Genomic DNA, 22,737 nt, shown 5'->3' on the forward strand with positions numbered 1-22,737 from the left:
AAAGCCAAGTAAAGAGAATCGAGAAGCACATGTATATTGAAATGGTAGATGAAACTGGTCAAGTTTCACAAGAAATCTTGCACCAAACCCAAGAAATTTTGGAATTTGCAGCCCAAAAAATAGGAAAAGAAGACAAGGAGATGGCAGTTACTTTTGTGACCAATGAGCGTAGTCACGAACTCAACCTCGAGTACCGTGATACAGATCGCCCGACAGATGTCATCAGCCTTGAATATAAACCGGAATTGGACATTACTTTTGACGAGGAAGATTTGCTTGAAAACCCTGAATTAGCAGAAATGATGTCTGAGTTCGATGCCTATATTGGGGAACTTTTCATCTCTATCGATAAAGCGCATGAGCAGGCTGAGGAATACGGTCACAGCTTTGAGCGTGAGATGGGCTTCTTGGCAGTACACGGCTTTTTACATATCAACGGCTACGATCACTACACTCCGGAAGAAGAAGCGGAGATGTTCGGTTTACAAGAAGAAATTTTAACAGCCTATGGACTCACAAGACAATAAACGAAAATGGAAAAATCGTGACCTGGTATCCAGTTTAGAATTTGCCATCACAGGGATTTTGACTGCTATCAAGGAAGAACGCAATATGCGAAAACATGCAGTGACGGCTCTAGTAGTCATCCTTGCAGGTTTTGCTTTTCAGGTGTCACGAATCGAATGGCTCTTTCTCCTAATGAGCATTTTCTTAGTAGTAGCGTTTGAAATTATGAACTCTGCTATTGAAAATGTGGTGGATCTAGCCAGTCACTATCACTTTTCTATGTTGGCAAAGAAAGCCAAGGACATGGCAGCAGGTGCCGTGCTTGTGGTTTCCCTTCTTGCCGCAGTGACAGGTGCACTTATCTTTCTCCCACGCATTTGGGATTTACTATTTTAAACAATAAGAGGAAATTATGACATTTAAATCAGGCTTTGTAGCCATTTTAGGACGTCCCAATGTTGGGAAGTCAACCTTTTTAAATCACGTTATGGGGCAAAAGATTGCTATCATGAGTGACAAGGCGCAAACAACGCGCAATAAAATCATGGGGATTTACACCACGGATAAGGAGCAAATCGTCTTTATCGACACGCCAGGAATTCACAAGCCTAAGACAGCTCTTGGAGATTTCATGGTGGAATCTGCCTATAGTACCCTTCGTGAAGTGGATACTGTCCTTTTCATGGTGCCAGCTGATGAGCCACGTGGCAAGGGGGATGACATGATCATCGAGCGTCTGAAGGCTGCCAAGGTTCCTGTGATTCTGGTGGTCAATAAGATTGACAAGGTCCATCCAGACCAACTTCTGGCTCAGATTGATGACTTCCGTAATCAAATGGACTTTAAGGAGATTGTGCCTATCTCAGCCCTTCAGGGAAATAACGTTTCTCGTCTAATTGACATCCTTAGTGAAAATCTTGAGGAAGGTTTCCAGTATTTCCCAGCTGACCAAATCACAGATCATCCTGAGCGTTTCTTGGTTTCAGAAATGATTCGTGAGAAAGTCTTGCACCTAACTCGAGAAGAGATTCCTCACTCAGTTGCAGTGGTAGTTGACTCCATGAAGCGTGATGAAGAGACAGACAAGGTTCATATCCGTGCAACCATCATGGTCGAGCGTGATAGTCAAAAAGGTATCATCATCGGTAAAGGTGGCGTCATGCTTAAGAAAATTGGGACCATGGCCCGTCGTGATATCGAACTCATGCTAGGGGATAAGGTTTTCCTAGAAACTTGGGTCAAGGTCAAGAAAAACTGGCGTGATAAAAAGCTAGATTTGGCTGACTTTGGCTATAATAAAAAAGAATACTAAGTAGAGGTGGGCTCATGCCTGCTTCTTGTTTTTACAGAAGGAGGAACTATGCCTGAATTACCAGAGGTTGAAACGGTTCGTCGTGGCTTAGAAAAATTGATTTTGGGAAAGAAGATTTCGAGTATAGAAATTCGTTATCCCAAGATGATTAAGACGGATTTGGAAGAGTTTCAGAAGGAATTGCCTGGTCAGATTATCGCGTCAATGGGACGTCGTGGAAAATATTTGCTTTTTTATCTAACAGACAAGGTCTTGATTTCCCATCTGCGGATGGAAGGAAAGTATTTTTACTATCCAGATCAGGTTCCTGAACGCAAGCATGCCCATGTTTTCTTCCAGTTTGAGGACGGTGGAACGCTTGTTTATGAGGATGTACGCAAGTTTGGTACTATGGAACTCTTGGCGCCAGACCTTTTGGAAGCCTACTTTATTTCTAAAAAACTAGGGCCTGAACCAAGCGAAGAAGACTTTGATTTGCAAGCTTTTCAAACTGCTCTAGCCAAGTCTAAAAAGCCTATCAAATCCCATCTCCTAGACCAAACCTTGGTAGCTGGTCTGGGTAATATCTATGTAGATGAGGTTCTCTGGCGAGCTCAGGTTCACCCAACTAGACCTTCCCAGACTTTGACGGCAGAAGAAGCGTTAGCTATTCATGACCAGACCATTGCTGTTTTGGGACAGGCTGTTGAAAAGGGCGGCTCGACCATCCGAACCTATACCAATGCCTTTGGGGAAGATGGAACCATGCAGGATTTTCATCAAATTTATGATAAGGCTGGTCAAGAGTGTTCACGCTGTGGAACTCTAATTGAGAAAATCCAGCTCGGTGGACGAGGAACTCATTTTTGTCCTCAGTGTCAAAGGAGGGGCTGATGGGAAAAATCATTGGAATCACAGGAGGAATTGCCTCTGGGAAGTCAACTGTGACAAATTTCCTAAGAGAGAAAGGCTTTCAAGTGGTCGACGCTGACCAACTTGTCCACCAGTTACAAAGACCTGGTGGTCGTCTTTATCAGCTCTTAGTTCAGCACTTTGGGAAGGAAATTCTCTTAGAAAATGGAGAACTCAATCGCCCTCTCCTAGCTAGTCTCATCTTTTCAAATCCTGAGGAGCAAGAATGGTCTAAGCAAACCCAAGGGGAGATTATTCGTGAGGAATTGGCTGCTTTAAGAGACCAGTTGGTTCAGACAGAAGCGATGTTTTTCATGGATATTCCCCTGCTTTTTGAACAGGACTACAGTGCTTGGTTTGATGAAACGTGGCTGGTCTACGTGGATCGTGATATCCAAGTAGAACGTTTCATGAAACGAGATCATCTTTCTAAGGAAGTAGCAGAGTCGCGTCTGGCATCCCAATGGTCTTTAGAAGAAAAGAAAAAATTGGCGAGTCATATATTAGATAATAATGACAGTCGTGATCAGCTTGTGGCTCAAGTAGTGAAGTTACTTGAAGGAGGCGATAGCTGTGCAAGAGATTAGTTGGAAAGAGAATCTTCGTGTCGCCTGGTTCGGTAGTTTTCTAACGGGAGCCAGTATTTCCTTGGTCGTCCCTTTTATGCCTATCTTTGTAGAGCAGTTGGGAATCGAGAGTGACCAAGTTGCTTTCTATGCTGGATTAGCCATCTCAGTTTCGGCTGTTTCAGCAGCTTTGATTTCTCCTATCTGGGGTATTCTTGCTGACAAGTACGGTCGTAAACCCATGATGATTCGAGCTGGGCTTGCTATGACCATCACCATGGGAGGCTTGGCCTTTGTTCCAAATATCTATTGGTTAATCATTCTTAGATTACTAAATGGCGTATTTACAGGTTTCGTACCAAATGCGACAGCTTTAATAGCCAGTCAAGTCCCCAAGGATAAGTCTGGCTATGCTTTGGGGACTTTATCAACTGGAGTAGTAGCTGGAACCCTAACCGGCCCCTTTGTTGGTGGTTTGATTGCTGAAATTTTTGGTATTCGGAATGTCTTTTTATTGGTGGGTGCTTTCCTATTTTTAGCTGCAATCCTAACCATTTTCTTTATCAAGGAAGATTTTCAACCAGTAGCTAAGGAGAAGGCTATCCCAACGAAAGAATTATTTTCTTCTTTCAAGTACCCTAGGCTTTTAGTGAACCTATTTTTGACTACCTTTGTCATTCAATTTTCAGCTCAATCAATTGGCCCCATTCTAGCTCTCTATGTGCGAGATTTGGGGCAGACTGAAAATCTCCTCTTTGTATCAGGATTGATTGTATCCAGCATGGGATTTTCTAGCATGATGAGTGCTGGAGTTCTAGGAAAACTTGGCGATAAGGTAGGAAATCATAGACTTTTAGTTGCAGCGCAGATTTATTCAGTCATCATTTACCTTCTTTGTGCCCATGCAACCAGCCCCATTCAACTTGGCTTGTATCGTTTTCTCTTTGGTTTGGGAACGGGTGCTCTGATACCGGGGGTCAATGCTCTTCTCAGCAAAATGACTCCAAAATCAGGTATTTCAAGAATTTTTGCCTTTAACCAAGTCTTTTTCTACCTTGGGGGTGTTGTTGGTCCCATGACTGGTTCAGCAGTAGCAGGGCAATTCGGCTACCACTCTGTTTTTTATGCGACAGCAGCTTGTGTAGCTTTCAGTTGTTTATTTAACTTAGTTCAATTTAGATCGTTATTAAAAGTAAAGGAAATCTAGTGCGAGTAAAAATCAATCTCAAATGCTCCTCTTGTGGTAGCATGAATTATCTAACCAGCAAGAACTCCAAAACTCATCCAGACAAGATAGAAGTTTTAAAGTATTGTCCCAAGGAAAGAAAAGTAACCCTACATCTTGAATCTAAGTAGAATTTATGGTAAAATAATAGGGATTTTAAGGAGTTTGATATGTACAACCTATTATTAACCATTTTATTAGTATTATCTGTTGTGATTGTGATTGCGATTTTCATGCAACCAACTAAAAACCAATCCAGCAATGTATTTGATGCCAGCTCGGGTGATTTGTTTGAACGTAGTAAAGCGCGTGGTTTTGAAGCTGTGATGCAACGTTTGACAGGTATTTTAGTCTTTTTCTGGCTAGCCATTGCCTTAGCATTGACGGTATTATCAAGTAGATAAGAAATGGGCGAGACTAGGTCTTAGCCTATTTTTATTTTTAATGACACTTCTAAAGTTATCAATCAAAAGAAATTATAAAAATCTAGAAAGAAAACATGAAAGATAAAATTAAAGAATATTTAGAAGAGAAGGGGCGAGTGACGGTCAATGACCTAGCTCAGGCTCTCGGAAAAGATGGATCTAAGGATTTCCGTGAGTTGATTAAAACCCTGTCTCTGATGGAAAGAAAGCACCAGATTCGATTTGGAGAAGATGGAAGCCTTACCTTAGACCAGAAGAAGAAACATGAAATCACCCTCAAAGGGGTTTTTCATGCCCATAAAAATGGCTTTGGCTTTGTCAGTCTGGAAGGCGAAGAGGACGACCTTTTTGTAGGAAAAAACGATGTCAACTATGCTATTGATGGCGATACCGTTGAGGTGGTCATCAAGAAAGTCGCTGACCGCAACAAGGGAACTGCAGCAGAAGCCAAGATTATCGATATCCTAGAGCATAGTCTGACGACAGTTGTCGGCCAAATCGTTCTGGATCAGGAAAAGCCCAAGTATGCGGGTTACATACGTTCCAAAAATCAGAAAATCAGCCAACCTATTTATGTGAAGAAACCAGCCCTCAAACTTGAAGGAACAGAAGTTCTAAAGGTCTTTATCGACAAATACCCAAGTAAGAAACATGATTTCTTTGTCGCTAGTGTGCTGGACGTGGTGGGACACTCGACTGATGCTGGGATTGACGTTCTTGAAGTCTTGGAATCCATGGATATTGTCTCAGAATTTCCAGAAGCTGTTCTTAAGGAAGCTGAAAGTGTGCCAGATGCTCCGTCAGAGAAGGATATGGAAGGGCGTCTGGATTTAAGAGATGAAATTACCTTTACCATTGATGGTGCGGATGCCAAGGACTTGGACGATGCGGTGCACATCAAGGCCTTGAAAAATGGCAATCTGGAGCTTGGGGTTCACATTGCAGATGTTTCCTACTATGTGACCGAGGGCTCTGCCCTTGACAAGGAAGCCCTTAACCGCGCAACTTCTGTCTACGTGACAGACCGTGTGGTCCCAATGCTTCCAGAGCGTTTGTCAAATGGCATCTGCTCTCTCAATCCTCAAGTAGATCGCTTGACCCAGTCTGCTATTATGGAGATTGATAAACATGGTCGTGTAGTCAACTACACCATCACACAAACGGTTATCAAGACTAGTTTTCGTATGACCTATAGCGCTGTTAATGATATCCTAGCTGGCGACGAGGAAAAGAGACAAGAGTTTAAGAAAATTGTTCCCAGTATCGAACTCATGGCCAAGCTTCATGAAAGGCTAGAAAGCATGCGTGAGAAACGTGGTGCCCTTAATTTTGATACCAGTGAAGCAAAGATTCTAGTGGATAAAAAAGGTAAGCCTGTGGATATCGTTCTTCGTCAGCGTGGTGTTGCTGAGCGGATGATTGAATCCTTCATGTTGATTGCTAATGAAACGGTTGCCGAGCACTTTAGCAAGCTGGATCTACCTTTCATCTATCGTATCCACGAGGAGCCCAAGGCTGAAAAAGTTCAGAAGTTTATTGATTATGCTTCGAGCTTTGGTTTGCGGATTTATGGGACTGCCAGTGAGATGAGTCAGGAGGCGCTTCAAGACATCATGCGTGCTGTTGAGGGAGAACCCTATGCGGATGTATTGTCAATGATGCTTCTTCGCTCCATGCAACAGGCTCGCTATTCGGAGCACAATCACGGTCACTATGGACTAGCAGCTGACTATTACACTCACTTTACCAGCCCGATTCGCCGTTATCCAGACCTTCTAGTCCACCGCATGATTCGGGACTATGGTCGTTCTAAGGAAATAGCCGAGCATTTTGAACAAGTGATTCCAGAGATTGCAACCCAGTCTTCCAATCGTGAGCGTCGTGCTATTGAGGCAGAGCGTGAAGTCGAAGCCATGAAAAAGGCTGAGTACATGGAAGAATACGTGGGCGAAGAGTATGATGCGGTTGTATCCAGTATTGTCAAGTTCGGTCTCTTTGTCGAATTGCCAAATACAGTCGAAGGCTTGATTCACATCACCAATTTGCCTGAATTTTATCATTTCAACGAGCGTGACTTGACTCTCCGTGGGGAGAAATCAGGCACAACCTTCCGTGTAGGGCAGCAGATTCGCATTCGGGTTGAAAGAGCGGATAAGATGACGGGCGAAATTGACTTCTCTTATATTCCAAGTGAGTTTGATGTCATCGAAAAAGGCTTGAAACAAGCTGGGCGCAAAGACAGAGGACGTGGTTCAAGTCGTCGTTCAGACAAGAAGGAAGACAAGAGAAAATCAGGACGCTCAAATGATAAGCACAAGCATTCACAAAAAGACAAGAAGAAAAAAGGCAAGAAACCTTTTTACAAAGAAGTAGCTAAGAAAGGAGCCAAGCATGACAAAGGGCGAGGGAAAGGTCGTCGCACAAAATAAAAAGGCGCACCACGACTATACAATCGTAGATACGCTAGAGGCAGGAATGGTCCTGACAGGAACTGAAATCAAGAGCGTTCGAGCTGCTCGAATCAATCTCAAAGACGGCTTTGCCCAAGTAAAAAATGGAGAAGTCTGGCTGAGCAATGTTCATATCGCTCCTTACGAAGAGGGCAATATCTGGAACCAGGAACCTGAACGCCGTCGTAAACTCCTGCTCCATAAGAAGCAAATTCAAAAATTGGAACAAGAGACCAAAGGGACAGGGATGACTCTTGTTCCCCTCAAAGTCTATCTCAAAGATGGTTATGCTAAACTCCTTTTAGGACTTGCTAAAGGGAAACATGACTATGACAAACGGGAGTCGATCAAGCGACGTGAACAAAACCGCGACATCGCGCGTGTGATGAAAGCTGTGAACCAGCGATAAGAAGAGGAATAATAATGGAAAAATTAATTGCCTATAAACGAATGCCCTTATGGAATAAACAGACCATGCCAGAAATTGTCCAGCAGAAACACAATACCAAGGTCGGGACTTGGGGAAAAATTACTGTCTTGAAGGGGGCACTCAAGTTTATTGAATTAACCGAAGATGGCGAACTTCTAGCTGAACACCTCTTTGAGGCAGGTGCAGACAACCCTATGGCGCAACCGCAAGCCTGGCACCGAGTAGAGGCCGCAACAGACGATGTAGAATGGTACTTGGAATTTTATTGTAAACCTGAGGATTATTTCCCTAAGAAATACAATACCAATCCTGTTCATTCGGAAGTCTTAGAGGCCATGCAAACGGTAAAACCAGGAAGAGCCTTGGATTTGGGTTGTGGTCAAGGCCGTAACTCTCTCTTTCTTGCGCAGAATGGTTTTGATGTGACAGCTGTGGATCAAAATGAGCTATCCCTTGAAATCTTGCAAAGCATTGTGGAGCAAGAGGATCTAGACATGCCTGTCGGTCTTTACGATATCAATTCAGCTAGCATTGGGCAAGCCTATGATTTTATCGTTTCAACAGTTGTTCTGATGTTCCTACAAGCGGACCGCATTCCAGCTATTATCCAGAATATGCAGGAGCACACCACAGTCGGTGGTTACAATCTTATCGTCTGTGCCATGGATACGGAGGATTATCCTTGCTCAGTCAACTTCCCATTCACCTTTAAAGAAGGGGAATTGGCTTACTACTACAAGGATTGGGAATTGGTCAAATATAATGAAAATCCAGGCCATCTGCACCGTCGCGATGAGAATGGCAATCGTATTCAACTACGCTTTGCGACCATGCTAGCTAAGAAAATCAAGTAAATCAAACTTAACCCAGCGAATAGAAACCACTTTGCAAGGTTTCTATTCTTTTTGTTTGCGTTAGGTGATTGGGGCAAGCAGGATTTTATGCTATACTAGAAGTAGGAAAAATGAGCAGTAGAACTGTATTGCTGTCGCTCTCAGCGCAAGATGTTGTAGATGATGGAGGTGGTCCAATGACGAGTCTTTTGGTGGAACTGTATGATCGGCATGTATTGGAAAAGAATGTCTACCAAGCCTTTGTCAGTGATTGTGACGAGATTCTTTTTCTATCTTTGACGAAAATAAGCAATGAAGAGAAACTCTCTCTCCGTCATTTTATCCTGGATGAAGTCCCCCATATCCAACGAGTGACCTTTCTTCAGCTATCCTTAGAACAACTAGCGGACCAATTAGATTATTGCCTAGCAGGTTACGACCAAGTCCTTCTCGATGTTTTTGGCGGAGATTCTCTACTAGCCTTATCTCTCTATCAGTATGGATTGGATCGGCAGCTCCCCATCGTGGCGATGGATGTCGAGCGGGGAAAACAATACAAGTGGGTAGCTGGTCAGTTGGAAAAAGAAGATTTGGACATTCCTACCCTAAGCATCCAACAGTTGATAGCCTTGCGTGGTGGAAAAATGCTCAAATCAAAACGCCCTATCCACTCAGTTGAGCAAATTGCTGCCATCAAAAAATTAGCCAGCTCTGCCATTTCCAATCCCACCCACTGGTACCAAGTGACCCAATTTTTCTCTCTAGCAAAGACCAATGACCTTCATGCTGAAACTGAAAAGATACTGGAAAACAACGGCAAGTATTATCACTATCCAGAATCCCTTATCCCCTTACTAGTGGAAGCGGGGATGCTTTGTATTGAAAGCGAAGACAAGAAACGAGTAGCATACAGCTTTCCAAGTCAAGAAGCTCAAGTCTTTTGCCGCAACAAGGGACATATTTTAGAGGTATATCTCTATCTCTTGGCGCTGGAATCTCAGCTGTTTGATGAGTGCATGATAGGTGGTGAGATTGATTGGAATGGCATCTTTCCAGAGGCGGACAATGTTCAAAATGAGATTGATGTCATTCTGAGAAAGGGACGATCGATTACCTTTATCTCTTGCAAAATGACAGATTTATCAGTTGAAGCCATCAATGAACTAGAAGTCTATGCCAATCATTTTGCTGGAGAGAGTTGCCTCAAGTTAATTGTCTGTACGGGAAAAATCAATCCCGTTTATGCCAATCGCTGTCAAGAATACGGCGTGCTGGTCATTAGAAGCGAGCAGATTCCCAATCTCATTCCTATGCTAAAAAAATACTCTAAGAGACAAAAAAGATAAGAAATAGTATTATGAAAGGCTGGAATTCCAGTCTTTTTTGCTTCTTTTTCGAATAAATGAGAAAAGGAGGTAGACCATGTTTGTAGCTAGAGATGCCAAGGGGAATTTGGTGAATGCCCTCGAAAAAGATGTGACCAAGCAAGCTTATACTTGCCCTGCTTGTAGGGGCGGACTACGATTACGCCAAGGACAGAGTATTCGAACGCACTTTGCCCATGAAAGGTTAAGGGATTGCATCGCTATTTTCGAGAATGAAAGTCCAGAACACATGGGCAACAAAGAGGCCCTTTATCACTGGGCCAAGAAGGACAGTCAGGTCGCCTTGGAATATAGTCTGCCCGAGATTCAGCAGGTTGCGGATGTTCTCGTCAATGGGAAACTAGCACTAGAAGTTCAGTGCAGTCACTTGTCTCAAAAGCTTTTAGGTGATAGAAGTCAAGGATACCGCAGCCAGGGCTATCAGGTTATCTGGCTACTGGGAGAAAAACTCTGGTTAAAAGAGCGATTAACACAACTGCAAAGGGGATTTCTCTATTTTAGTCAAAATATGGGTTTCTATGTTTGGGAACTAGATCTCAAAAAACAAGTTTTGAGGCTCAAATATCTTCTGCATCAGGACCTACGTGGCAAACTTCATTTTCAGGTCAAGGAATTTCCCTATGGCCAAGGAAATCTCTTGGAAATTCTACGATTTCCTTATCAAAAACAAAAACTGCCTCGTTTTGAAGTTTTACAAGATTCATCCATCTGTCACTACATTCGCCAGCAGTTGTACTACCAAACGCCCTACTGGATGAAGAAGCAGGAGGAGGCCTATCATCAAGGGGACAATCTATTAAACCGTCAACTGGACGACTGGTATCCCCAGGTCAGACCAATAGCATCAGGAGATTTTTTGCAGATTGAAACGGATTTGACTAGCTATTATAGAAATTTTCAGGCCTACTATCAAAAAAATCCGAAAAATAATCGCCAAAAGCTCTATCCACCAGCCTTTTATCACTTATATTTCTCAAAAAATGTGGTAAAATAGAAAGGATGGAGGAATCTTATGGTATTACAACGACATGAAATAAATGAAAAAGATACATGGGATCTTTCGACAATCTACCCAACAGATCAGGCTTGGGAAGAAGCCTTGAAAGATTTAACTGAAAAAGTACAAACAGCATCCCAGTATGAGGGACATCTCTTGGACAGCGCAGACAGTTTGCTTGCGATCACAGAATTCTCACTTGACTTGGAACGCCAAGTTGAAAAGCTTTATGTCTATGCGCATATGAAAAATGATCAGGACACGCGTGAAGCCAAGTATCAAGAGTACTATGCCAAGGCAATGACCCTATACAGTCAGTTAGAACAAGCCTTTTCATTCTATGAACCTGAGTTTATGGAGATTAGCGAAGAGCAGTATGCGACCTTCCTAGAAGCTCAACCAAAACTCCAAGTTTACAAACACTTTTTTGACAAGCTCTTGCAAAAGAAAGACCATGTTCTTTCGCAACGTGAGGAAGAATTGCTTGCTGGAGCAGGAGAAATCTTTGGCGCTGCTAGTGAAACCTTCGCTATTTTGGACAATGCGGATATTAGCTTCCTATACGTGCTTGATGACGAAGGCAAGGAAGTGCAACTCTCACACGGTACTTACATCCGTTTGATGGAGTCTAAAAACCGTGAAGTGCGTCGTGGTGCCTATGAAGCCCTTTATGCGACTTACGAGCAATTCCAACACACTTATGCTAAGACCTTGCAGACAAATGTTAAGGTGCAAAACTACCGAGCAAAAGTTCGTAACTATAAGAGTGCTCGCCATGCAGCCCTCGCAGCAAACTTTGTTCCAGAAAGTGTCTATGACAATCTAGTAGCAGCAGTTCGCAAGCATTTGCCACTCTTGCATCGTTACCTTAAACTTCGTTCTAAAATCTTGGGGATTTCTGATCTCAAGATGTACGATGTCTACACTCCACTGTCTTCAGTAGAATACAGCTTTACTTATGAGGAAGCCTTGAAAAAGGCAGAAGAGGCCTTGGCAGTCTTGGGTGACGACTACTTGAGCCGTGTCAAACGTGCCTTTAGCGAGCGTTGGATTGATGTCTATGAAAATCAAGGCAAGCGTTCTGGTGCCTATTCTGGCGGTTCTTACGATACCAATGCCTTTATGCTTCTCAACTGGCAGGACAATCTAGACAATCTCTTTACCCTTGTCCATGAAACAGGTCACAGTATGCACTCTAGCTATACTCGTGAAACCCAACCTTATGTTTACGGAGATTACTCTATCTTCTTGGCAGAGATTGCCTCAACGACCAATGAAAATATCTTGACAGAGAAATTGTTGGAAGAAGTAGAAGACGATGCAACACGCTTTGCCATCCTTAATAACTTCTTGGACGGTTTCCGTGGAACAGTCTTCCGTCAAACTCAATTCGCTGAGTTTGAACATGCCATCCACCAAGCAGACCAAAATGGAGAAGTCTTGACAAGTGATTTCCTCAATAAACTCTACGCTGACTTGAACCAAGAGTACTATGGCTTGAGCAAGGAAGACAATCCTCAGATCCAATACGAGTGGGCACGCATACCTCACTTCTACTATAACTACTATGTTTATCAGTATTCAACAGGTTTTGCAGCTGCTTCAGCCTTGGCTGAGAAGATTGTCCATGGTAGTCAAGAAGATCGTGACCGCTATATCGACTACCTCAAGGCAGGTAAATCAGACTATCCACTCAATGTCATGAGAAAAGCGGGAGTGGATATGGAGAAGGAAGACTATCTCAACGATGCCTTTGCAGTCTTTGAACGTCGCTTGAACGAGTTTGAAGCCCTTGTTGAAAAATTGGGATTAGCATAAGATGGTAGAGTCTTATAGTAAAAATGCCAATCACAATATGCGACGTCCCGTCGTCAAGGAAGAAATCGTAGAACTCATGCGCCAGCGTCAAAAGCAGGTGACAGGTTCCTTGAAAGAATTGGAAGTCTTCGCTCGCAAGGAAAACATTCCCATTATCCCCCATGAAACAGTTGCTTATTTCCGTTTTCTCATGGAGACCATACAGCCCAAGAACATTTTGGAAATTGGGACGGCTATTGGCTTTTCAGCCCTCTTGATGGCAGAGCATGCGCCAAATGCCAAGATTACAACGATTGACCGTAATCCTGAGATGATTGGCTTTGCCAAGGAAAACTTTGCCCAGTTTGACAGTCGTAAGCAAATCACCCTCTTAGAGGGAGATGCAGTCGATGTTTTATCTAGTCTGACAGAAACTTATGACTTTGTCTTTATGGACTCAGCCAAGTCCAAGTACATCGTCTTTCTGCCAGAAATTTTGAATCACTTGGATGTCGGTGGAGTAATAGTTTTGGATGATATTTTCCAGGGAGGCGATGTTGCCAAGGACATCATGGAAGTCCGCCGTGGCCAGCGCACCATTTATAAAGGTTTGCAAAGACTTTTCGACGCAACTTTGGACAATCCAGGTCTAACAGCGACTCTAGTTCCGCTTGGAGACGGCATTCTCATGCTAAGAAAAAATGTGGAAAATGTGACCTTGCCAGAAATGGAATAAATAAAAAATAGTACAATCCTCCTGTATCAAGTAATAGGAGGATTTTTATGTCTCAAAACATCATCAATATCGGCTATGCACGCGTTTCAACTCATAAGCAAGATTTGGGCTTAGAGGTGCAAATCGAAGCTCTCAAGCATTGTGACCAGCTTTTTATCGAGTGTGAGTCTGGTTCAAATAATACACGCTCAGAGCTCGAAAAGGCTCTAAAATTGGCTCAAACGCTTTCGAAAAAAGGAATGCAAGTCACTTTCACCATCTACAAGCTTGATAGGCTCACCCGCTCCATGTTTAAATTGATGAAAATAATCGAGCAGCTCAACGAACATCAAATCCAGCTCATCAGCCTGTATGAAAAACTGGAAACCGACTCACTCATTGGTAGGTTACTTTGTATGATTTTAGGTTTTGTGGCAGAAAGTGAACTGGAAAATTTGCGATTTCGTACCCGTGAAGGACTTCGTAAAGCCAAGGAAAAAGGCGTCAAACTTGGTGCTAAGCGAATATCGAAAGAGAAGGAGGAGAGAATTATTCAGCAGTATTTAGCAGGGGAATCAAGCATCAGAACAATTGCAAAAAAAGAACGAATTTCGACCTCAACCATCTATAAAGTATTGGAACGCAACGATGTGGCCAACAATCGAAAAAAAGTTTCGCAAATTTCTTGCTAAAAACCAGACAAAATGCTACAATGAAGGCGTAAATATGTTTCGATTAACGACCGTTCGGCGAAACATTCAAAATAACAATGTGAATATTTCAGAAAATACGAATTTAACAAGGTTTTGAGCCTGTGTTGGATTTGTATTTTTTTTGTTTTTTAAGTGTATCGTTTAACGGTCCTTACGCGATACACCAAAACCCTTGTCGCTCAAGTGGTTGAGGTGAATTTTACGAAATACTAAAATAAAAAAATTAGGCTTTTTATAGTATTTGCTCACCTAAAAAGTAATACTACATTCCTAAGGAGGAAATTATGAAAACGAATAAAGTGACTAAACTTGGTATTTCTTTGCTTTCTGTTGCAGCTCTTGGCGTTGTTGCGCCAGCTTTGACCAATAACCCTGTTTTTGGGGTTTCTATTGTAAAAGCGGAAGAGCAGCAGAAACCGTTAAAATACCGTATTGATTACATCGGAGAATCAGGAGAAAAGGTTGCTCCGTCAGAATTTGGGGTTTTAAACCCTGGCGAAACGGTTAATATCTATAAAGATATTGAAGGTCACGAGGTAGTTTCACGTTTTGAGTGGCTACCTGGCTATAACATGGATTATGATACATTAAGTACATATTCTGGTTTCGTGGATGGATATAACTATATGTATCTTAAATATAAGAAGTTAGATCCAGCACCAACACCAAAACCGGACCAAGGACAAGATCCAGCTAAGCCAGACCAAGGTCAAGGTCAAAAAGATCCAGCACCAGCACCAACTCCGAAACCAGAAGTTAAGCCAGAGACCAAACCTTCAGAAACACCAAAACCAGAAGTAAAACAGGAAACAAAACCATCTGAAACTCCGAAACCAGAAGTAAAACCAGAACCAGCGCCTAAAGAAGAAGAAAAGCAGGAGCCCCTCAAATACCGCATCACTTATTATAATATTGAAACAAGAGAGACACTTGGTCAAATGACGGGCGTGATAAATCCCGGGCAGACTATCAATATCTATAAAAAATTTAATGGACATGATATAATCTCAAAGGATAGCTGGATGCCAAACTATGACATGACGTATGACATAGTTAATGAATACTTCTATGGCTCGGTAGACGGATACAATGATCTGCGCCTAGAATACAAGAAAGTAGAGGAGCCAACTCCGGAACCAGCGCCAACGCCAACTCCGACTCCGGAACCAGCGCCAACGCCAACTCCAACTCCGGAACCAGCACCAACGCCAACTCCGATTCCGACTCCGGAACCAGCGCCAACGCCAACTCCGACTCCGGAACCAGCGCCAACGCCAACTCCGACTCCGGAACCAGCACCAACGCCAACTCCGACTCCGGAACCAGCACCAACGCCAACTCCGACTCCGGAACCAGCGCCAACGCCAACTCCGATTCCGGAACCAGCACCAACGCCAACTCCGATTCCGGAACCAGCGCCAACGCCAACTCCGATTCCGGAACCAGCACCAACGCCAACTCCGACTCCGGAACCAGAAGTAAAACCGGCACCTAAACCTTCTGATACTTCAAAACCAGAAGTTAAGCCAGAGCTTAAACCACAAACTAATTCGAATACTGCTCCAACAGCTCATGTGAAACCTGTTGGGCAAACTTCAAACTCTAAAGCTGATAAACCTACTTCGAAAAAAGAAACTCCAGCTCTGCCAAACACTGGCGAACAAAATTCAATTCTTGGATTTGCAGGTTTCCTCCTTGCAAGTCTTGGTTTAGCAGGTTTGACTTACAAAGGGCGTCACTAAAAAAATTAACACATAATAAACAAGAACTTGAACGATTGTTCAGGTTCTTTTTGGAATGAAAAAAATTGAATCGTTAAAAATTTAAAAGCTACTATTTTTAGTCTTATTTAAGTTATCTGCTATAAAATATGGTATAATTATTGAGTTGGTCTAGAGAAATTTTTGACCGTTTTTAGAAAAAGGAGTAAACATGAAGAAAAAACTATTGGCAGGAGCCATTACCTTATTATCCGTAGCGACTTTGGCTGCTTGTTCAAAAAGTTCTGAAGGAGCTGACCTCATCAGCATGAAGGGCGATGTCGTCACTGAACATCAATTTTATGAACAAGTCAAAAATAACCCAACTGCGCAACAAGTTTTGCTTAATATGGCCATTGAAAAAGTTTTTGAAAAACAATATGGTTCAGAAGTAACTGATAAAGAAGTGGATGATGCTGTTGCTGAAGAGCAGAAGAAATACGGTGATAGTTATCAAAATGTTCTTTCACGTGCGGGTATGACTCCTGAGACTCGTAAAGCTCAAATTCGCACAAGTAAGTTGGTCGAATTGGCAGTTAAAAAAGCAGCAGAAAATGAATTGACAGACGAAGCTTACCAAAAAGCTTTTGAGTCTTATACGCCAGATGTAACAGCTCAGATCATCCGTATGGATAATGAAGACAAGGCCAAAGAAGTACTTGAAAAAGCAAAAGCAGAAGGAGCTGACTTTGCCCAGTTGGCAAAAGACAACTCAAATGATGACAAGACAAAAGAAAATGGTGGCGAAATCACTTTTGACTCTGCTTCAACAGAACTTCCAGAACAAGTCAAGAAGGCGGCCTTTGCCTTGGATGTGAATGGTGTCTCTGATGTTATCACAGCGACTGGAACACAAGCCTACAGTACCCAATACTACATTATTAAGCTAACCAAGAAAACAGAAAAATCATCAAACCTAGATGACTACAAAGAAAAATTGAAAACGGTCATCCTGGCTCAGAAACAAAACGATTCATCTTTCGTTCAGAGCGTTATCGGAAAAGAATTCCAAGCTGCCAATATTAAAGTGAAAGATCCTGTTTTCCAAAATATCTTTGCCCAATACGTTGGTGGTGCCGATTCAAATTCAAGCAGCAGCTCATCAGCAAAATAAAAAAGAAAATACAAACTTTATCTTGAAGTTTGTATTTTTTAGCAATCAGTTTCGACCAAAGAGCAAAATTCGAAGGATTGGAGGATAAGAGTTTTTTTCTTTCTGAAAAAATGGTATAATAGCAATCAAAACTAGAAAATAAAACGGAATTAGGAACAGTTTTCTCTGTTTCTATTAGAGTGGTGACATATGAAAATTAGTAAAAGGCACCTATTGAACTATTCCATTTTGATTCCTTACCTCCTTTTATCGATTTTGGGTCTAATTGTTGTTTACTCAACGACGAGTGCTACCTTGATCCAAGAAGGAAAAAGTGCTCTTCAGTTAGCTCGGAACCAAGGAATGTTTTGGGGAGTTAGTTTGGTTTTGATTGCCTTAATTTATAAACTGAAACTTGGTTTTTTAAGAAATGAACGCTTGATTTTTATCGTTATGTTTGTAGAGATGATTCTCCTAGCTTTGGCTCGGCTAATTGGAACACCAGTCAATGGTGCCTACGGTTGGATTTCTGTAGGGCCTGTAACGATTCAGCCTGCGGAGTACCTTAAGATTATCATTATTTGGTACCTAGCCCATCGATTCTCAAAACAGCAAGATGAGATAGCTGTTTACGACTTCCAAGTCTTGACTCAGAATCAGTGGTTACCTCGAGCTTTTAACGACTGGCGTTTCGTTTTACTGGTTTTGATTGGTAGTTTGGGAATTTTTCCTGACTTGGGAAATGCGACCATTCTGGTCTTGGTGTCGCTGCTTATGTACACAGTTAGTGGAATTGCCTATCGTTGGTTCTCGACTATTCTAGCTCTCTTGGCAGGGAGTTCAATGTTAGTCTTGTCTGTCATTCGCTTTGTTGGGGTTGAAAAGTTCTCTCAAATTCCGGTGTTTGGCTACGTTGCCAAACGTTTCAGTGCCTTCTTTAATCCTTTTAATGACTTGGCAGGCGCAGGACACCAGCTTGCAAATTCCTACTATGCCATGGTGAATGGTGGCTGGTTTGGACTTGGATTAGGAAATTCCATCGAAAAGCGTGGTTATTTGCCAGAAGCTCACACAGATTTCGTCTTTTCGATCGTCATCGAGGAGTTTGGATTTGTAGGAGCGAGTATGATTTTGGCACTCCTCTTCTTCTTGATTTTGCGAATCATCTTGGTTGGTATTCGAGCTAAGGATCCCTTTAACTCTATGGTTGCTATCGGTGTCGGGGGGATGATTCTGGTTCAGGTCTTTGTCAATATTGGTGGGATTTCTGGATTGATCCCTTCTACAGGGGTAACCTTCCCCTTCCTTTCACAAGGGGGAAATAGTCTCCTAGTCTTATCTGTAGCCATTGCCTTTGTATTAAATATAGATGCTAGTGAAAAACGTGCCAAACTTATCAGAGAATATGAAGGTCAAACTTCTGTTACTCTATAAGGATTGAATGGAAAGGAAAGTTTATGTCACTTCAAAAATTAGAAAACTATAGCAATAAAGCCGTCGTTCAAGAAGAAGTCTTGATTTTGACAGAGCTGTTAGAAGACATCACTAAAAATATGCTAGCGCCAGAGACTTTTGATAAAATCATGCAGTTGAAGGACTTGTCTACAAGCGAGAATTATCAAGGGCTCAATGACCTAGTGACCAGTCTTTCGAATGAAGAAATGATTTACATTTCTCGCTATTTCTCCATCCTTCCGCTTTTGATTAATATCTCTGAAGATGTGGATTTGGCTTATGAAATCAATCACCAAAATAATGTAGACCAAGACTATCTAGGAAAACTGTCAACAACCATTAAGATGGTGGCTGAAAAAGAAAACGCGGCTACAATTTTGGAGCAGCTGAATGTGGTTCCAGTTTTGACGGCCCACCCGACTCAAGTACAACGCAAGAGTATGCTGGATTTAACCAATCACATCCATACCCTCTTGCGTAAATACCGCGATGTTAAACTTGGCTTGATTAACAAAGAAAAATGGCACACGGATCTCCGCCGTTATATTGAGATTATCATGCAAACCGACATGATTCGTGAGAAGAAATTAAAGGTAACCAACGAAATCACCAACGTGATGGAGTACTATCAAAGTTCTTTCCTGAATGCTGTTCCACGTTTGACGGCTGAATATAAGAAACTAGCTAAGGAACAAGGTATCGAGCTCCAACATCCAAAACCGATTACTATGGGGATGTGGATCGGAGGAGACCGTGATGGAAATCCTTTCGTAACTGCGGAAACCCTCAACAAATCAGCCTTGACTCAGTGTGAAGTCATCATGAACTACTATGATGAGAAGATTTATAACCTCTATCGTGAATTCTCACTTTCAACCAGTATTGTGAATGTTAGTGACAAGGTTCGTGAGATGGCGCTCAAGTCTCAAGATAATTCCATTTATCGCGAAAAAGAACTCTATCGTCGTGCTCTTTTTGATATCCAAGCTAAGATGCAGGCAACCAAGGCTTATTTGATTGAAGACAAGGATCTTCAGCCAAGATATGCCACTGCGGATGAATTCTATCAAGATTTGTTGACTATTCGCGATTCTCTCCTTGAGAACAAAGGAGAATACCTGATTTCAGGAGAATTTGTCGAGTTGATGCAGGCAGTTGAAATCTTTGGCTTCTACCTTGCTTCTATCGATATGCGCCAAGACTCTAGTGTTCATGAAGCCTGTGTGGCAGAATTGTTAACATCTGCTGGCATCAACGACCACTATAGCGATCTCTCTGAAGATGAAAAATGCGCCCTCCTCTTGAAGGAGTTGGAAGAAGATCCTCGTATCCTCTCAGCCACTCATGCTGAAAAGTCAGAACTGCTTGAAAAAGAACTGTCTATCTTTAAAGTTGCGCGCAAGTTGAAGGATAAACTAGGTGAAAATGTCATTCGTCAAACCATCATTTCTCACGCAACCAGTGTATCTGATATGTTAGAGCTAGCCATCATGCTCAAGGAAGTCGGCTTGGTGGATGCCCAAAAAGCACGCGTTCAGATTGTTCCCCTCTTTGAAACGATCGAAGACTTGGATCATTCGGAAGAAACCATGAGAAGATATTTCTCTCTACCTTTGGCTAAAAAATGGATTGCTTCAAAAGACAACTACCAAGAAATCATGCTTGGCTACTCTGATAGTAACAAGGATGGTGGATACCTGTCATCATGTTGGACATTATATAAAGCGCAACAGCAACTGACTGCTATTGGAGACGAATTTGGCGTTAAAGTTACCTTCTTCCACGGTCGTGGTGGTACTGTGGGTCGTGGTGGTGGTCCAACTTATGAAGCCATTACATCTCAACCACTCAAGTCTATTAAGGACCGCATCCGTCTGACTGAGCAGGGAGAAGTGATTGGAAACAAATACGGAAACAAAGATGCTGCCTATTATAACCTTGAGATGTTGGTTTCTGCAGCCATTAACCGTATGATTACCAAGAAGAAGAGTGATACCAATACGTCAAATCGTTACGAAGCTATCATGGACCAAGTAGTGGATCGCAGCTATGATATCTACCGTGACTTGGTCTTTGGAAATGAACATTTCTATGACTATTTCTTCGAGTCAAGCCCAATCAAAGCTATTTCAAGCTTCAACATCGGTTCGCGTCCAGCAGCTCGTAAGACCATCACTGAAATCGGCGGTTTGCGTGCTATCCCTTGGGTCTTCTCATGGTCACAAAGTCGTGTCATGTTCCCTGGATGGTATGGCGTGGGTTCAAGCTTCAAAGAATATATTGATCAAGATCCAAAGAATATTGAGATTCTCCGTGACATGTACCAAAACTGGCCTTTCTTCCAATCTTTGCTTTCCAATGTAGACATGGTCTTATCTAAGTCTAACATGAACATTGCCTTTGAATATGCCAAGCTTTGTGAAGATGAAGAAGTGCAAGCCATCTATTACACTATTTTAGATGAATGGCAATTGACCAAGAACATTATTCTAGCTATTGAAGGCTATGACGAACTCTTGGCTGAAAACTCTTACCTAAAAGACAGTCTAAACTATCGTATGCCTTACTTTAATATCCTTAACTACATCCAGTTGGAGTTAATCAAACGTCAACGTCGTGGTGAATTGTCGGCAGACGAAGAAAGATTGATCCATACAACCATTAACGGAATTGCAACCGGTTTGCGTAATTCAGGCTGATATTCTACAAACTTCCTCTTTTTTCAAGGGGAAGTTTTTGAATTGTTTAAAAAATTCTAAAAATAGTATTGACAAGTAGTTGAAAAATGGTATAATTTAAACATTCAGAAAGTAATCATTGAAGTTTTTTAGAGAGTCTGTGGTTGGTGGAAACAGATAAATGAAAGTGACGAAATTGGGCTGAATGTTCTTAGGAATTTGAAATCATAAAAATTCGGTGAGCACACCTTACAGTGCAACTCGTGAATGCGAGAAAGAGCGATAGGGATATTCCCTATAATTGAGGTGGCACCGCGCATCGACGTCCTCACACAAGTTTTTTGTGTGAGGACTTTTTTGTTGGAGGAGACTTATGGAATTTAAACGATGGCATCGCTTGATGATGTGATTAAAAAAGTAATTTAAAAGAAATAAGGAGAAATAAAAATGAAACGTTTAATCGGAATTATTGTGGCACTAGTAGCTTTAGTTGGAGCTAGCTTGGTTTATTCTAGCCTGACAAAGCAGGAGGCAAAAACAGAAACGGACAACAAAACAGCTAAGGTTGGTGTCCTTCAATTTGTTAGTCACCCATCCTTGGACTTGATTTACCAAGGGATTCAAGATGGACTAGCTGAAGAAGGCTATAAAGGTGACCAAGTGAAAATCGACTTTATGAACTCTGAAGGGGATCAGAGCAAGGTTGCAACCATGAGTAAACAGTTAGTAGCAAATGGAAACGATGTTGTTGTTGGGATTGCGACACCAGCGGCTCAAGGTTTAGCTAGCGCTACGAAAGACCTACCAGTTATCATGGCTGCTATTACAGACCCAATCGGTGCTAACTTGGTCAAAGACTTGAAAAAACCAGGTGGCAACATCACAGGGGTATCAGACCACAACCCTGCTGAACAACAAGTAGAGTTGATAAAAACCCTCACACCAAATGTCAAAACAATCGGCGCTCTTTACTCAAGCAGTGAAGATAACTCAAAATCACAAGTTGAAGAATTCAAGGCTTATGCTGAAAAAGCAGGTTTGACAGTCGAAACATTTGCCGTTCCATCAACAAATGAAATTGCTTCAACAGTCAATGTTATGACCAGCAAGGTCGATGCGATTTGGGTTCCAATTGACAACACCATCGCATCAGCATTCTCAACAGTTGTTTCAAGCAACCAAACAGCTAAAAAGCCAATCTATCCAAGTGCCACTGCCATGGTAGAAGCAGGAGGATTAGCATCTGTAGTAGTTGACCAACACGATCTTGGAGTGGCTACTGGTAAAATGATTGCCAAAGTTTTGAAAGGTGAAAAACCAGCTGATACGCCAGTTAATGTCTTTTCAACTGGTAAGTCAGTGATTAACAAAAAACTAGCGCAGGAACTTGGTATCACCATTCCTGAGTCCGTCCTAAAAGCAGCAGGACAAGTGATTGAATAAAGATAAAGGAGGAGTTGGACACATCTCCTCCCATTTTTACTAAAGAAAGAAATGAGTGAAAG

General features: G+C 42.1%; 21 protein-coding genes and 1 other annotated feature. All 21 genes read left to right on the top strand.

Annotated elements, in window-relative coordinates:
• Positions 1-29 precede the first annotated feature (29 nt).
• The 21 genes from ybeY (at position 30) to trpX (ending at position 22,675) form a co-directional block, all read left to right on the top strand.
• Entirely contained in the window at positions 30-527 is a 498-nt protein-coding gene (gene ybeY / locus E2R31_RS05070; protein ID WP_132973187.1) for an rRNA maturation RNase YbeY, read from the top strand.
• Positions 508-903 carry a diacylglycerol kinase family protein gene (locus E2R31_RS05075; protein ID WP_132973189.1) on the top strand — a complete coding sequence of 132 codons (396 nt, stop codon included), beginning with the start codon at positions 508-510 and terminating at the stop codon, positions 901-903. Before ybeY ends, E2R31_RS05075 begins: the two co-directional genes overlap by 20 nt.
• Positions 904-919: 16 nt before the next feature.
• Positions 920-1,819 (top strand): GTPase Era, encoded by a 900-nt coding sequence (gene era / locus E2R31_RS05080; protein ID WP_132973190.1) that lies wholly within the window; start codon positions 920-922, stop codon positions 1,817-1,819.
• 48 nt (positions 1,820-1,867) lie between these two features.
• On the top strand, positions 1,868-2,692 hold the full coding sequence (gene mutM / locus E2R31_RS05085) for a DNA-formamidopyrimidine glycosylase (protein ID WP_132973191.1): 825 nt from the start codon (positions 1,868-1,870) through the stop codon (positions 2,690-2,692).
• On the top strand, positions 2,692-3,297 hold the full coding sequence (gene coaE, locus E2R31_RS05090) for a dephospho-CoA kinase (protein WP_132973193.1): 606 nt from the start codon (positions 2,692-2,694) through the stop codon (positions 3,295-3,297). Before mutM ends, coaE begins: the two co-directional genes overlap by 1 nt.
• A complete protein-coding gene (gene pmrA / locus E2R31_RS05095; RefSeq protein ID WP_132973195.1) occupies positions 3,284-4,483 on the top strand; it encodes a multidrug efflux MFS transporter PmrA in 1,200 nt (399 codons plus the stop codon). The genes coaE and pmrA overlap by 14 nt, the downstream gene beginning before the upstream one ends.
• Positions 4,483-4,632, top strand: coding sequence for a 50S ribosomal protein L33 (rpmG, locus tag E2R31_RS05100; RefSeq protein ID WP_007519517.1), 150 nt, complete (start codon positions 4,483-4,485; stop codon positions 4,630-4,632). The genes pmrA and rpmG overlap by 1 nt, the downstream gene beginning before the upstream one ends.
• A 39-nt stretch (positions 4,633-4,671) precedes the next feature.
• Positions 4,672-4,905: a preprotein translocase subunit SecG gene (gene secG, locus E2R31_RS05105; RefSeq protein ID WP_000282517.1), complete on the top strand. Its 234-nt coding sequence runs from the start codon at positions 4,672-4,674 to the stop codon at positions 4,903-4,905.
• A 95-nt stretch (positions 4,906-5,000) separates the two neighbouring features.
• The gene (gene rnr, locus E2R31_RS05110; protein WP_132973197.1) at positions 5,001-7,355 is read left to right on the top strand and encodes a ribonuclease R; all 2,355 of its coding nucleotides are present in this window, start codon (positions 5,001-5,003) and stop codon (positions 7,353-7,355) included.
• Positions 7,318-7,785 (top strand): SsrA-binding protein SmpB, encoded by a 468-nt coding sequence (smpB, locus tag E2R31_RS05115; RefSeq protein ID WP_132973199.1) that lies wholly within the window; start codon positions 7,318-7,320, stop codon positions 7,783-7,785. The genes rnr and smpB overlap by 38 nt, the downstream gene beginning before the upstream one ends.
• A gap of 14 nt (positions 7,786-7,799) precedes the next feature.
• Complete coding sequence (gene tehB, locus E2R31_RS05120) at positions 7,800-8,660, top strand: SAM-dependent methyltransferase TehB (protein WP_132973201.1); 861 nt, start codon at positions 7,800-7,802, stop codon at positions 8,658-8,660.
• Between the two features lie 176 nt (positions 8,661-8,836).
• Positions 8,837-9,985, top strand: coding sequence for a PDDEXK family nuclease (locus tag E2R31_RS05125; protein ID WP_084946426.1), 1,149 nt, complete (start codon positions 8,837-8,839; stop codon positions 9,983-9,985).
• A 76-nt stretch (positions 9,986-10,061) separates the two neighbouring features.
• On the top strand, positions 10,062-11,018 hold the full coding sequence (locus tag E2R31_RS05130) for a competence protein CoiA (protein WP_084946179.1): 957 nt from the start codon (positions 10,062-10,064) through the stop codon (positions 11,016-11,018).
• Positions 11,019-11,036: 18 nt separating this feature from the next.
• On the top strand, positions 11,037-12,839 hold the full coding sequence (pepF, locus tag E2R31_RS05135; RefSeq protein WP_132973203.1) for an oligoendopeptidase F: 1,803 nt from the start codon (positions 11,037-11,039) through the stop codon (positions 12,837-12,839).
• Between the two features lies 1 nt (position 12,840).
• A complete protein-coding gene (locus tag E2R31_RS05140) occupies positions 12,841-13,554 on the top strand; it encodes an O-methyltransferase (RefSeq protein ID WP_132973205.1) in 714 nt (237 codons plus the stop codon).
• Between the two features lie 47 nt (positions 13,555-13,601).
• Positions 13,602-14,225 carry a recombinase family protein gene (locus E2R31_RS05145; RefSeq protein ID WP_093585050.1) on the top strand — a complete coding sequence of 208 codons (624 nt, stop codon included), beginning with the start codon at positions 13,602-13,604 and terminating at the stop codon, positions 14,223-14,225.
• Between the two features lie 305 nt (positions 14,226-14,530).
• Positions 14,531-15,988, top strand: a complete 1,458-nt coding sequence (locus tag E2R31_RS09830; RefSeq protein ID WP_165941792.1) for an LPXTG cell wall anchor domain-containing protein — start codon at positions 14,531-14,533, stop codon at positions 15,986-15,988.
• A gap of 190 nt (positions 15,989-16,178) precedes the next feature.
• Entirely contained in the window at positions 16,179-17,120 is a 942-nt protein-coding gene (gene prsA / locus E2R31_RS05160) for a peptidylprolyl isomerase PrsA (protein ID WP_093585053.1), read from the top strand.
• Positions 17,121-17,309: 189 nt separating this feature from the next.
• On the top strand, positions 17,310-18,533 hold the full coding sequence (gene ftsW / locus E2R31_RS05165) for a cell division peptidoglycan polymerase FtsW (protein ID WP_132973211.1): 1,224 nt from the start codon (positions 17,310-17,312) through the stop codon (positions 18,531-18,533).
• 23 nt (positions 18,534-18,556) lie between these two features.
• A complete protein-coding gene (ppc, locus tag E2R31_RS05170; RefSeq protein ID WP_132973213.1) occupies positions 18,557-21,253 on the top strand; it encodes a phosphoenolpyruvate carboxylase in 2,697 nt (898 codons plus the stop codon).
• 96 nt (positions 21,254-21,349) lie between these two features.
• Positions 21,350-21,565, top strand: a binding site (T-box leader).
• A gap of 108 nt (positions 21,566-21,673) precedes the next feature.
• Positions 21,674-22,675, top strand: coding sequence for a tryptophan ABC transporter substrate-binding protein (trpX, locus tag E2R31_RS05175; protein WP_132973216.1), 1,002 nt, complete (start codon positions 21,674-21,676; stop codon positions 22,673-22,675).
• The last annotated feature ends 62 nt before the right edge of the window (positions 22,676-22,737 follow it).

It is taken from the genome of Streptococcus downii, assembly GCF_004353325.1.
Classification (GTDB): Bacteria; Bacillota; Bacilli; order Lactobacillales; family Streptococcaceae; genus Streptococcus; species Streptococcus downii.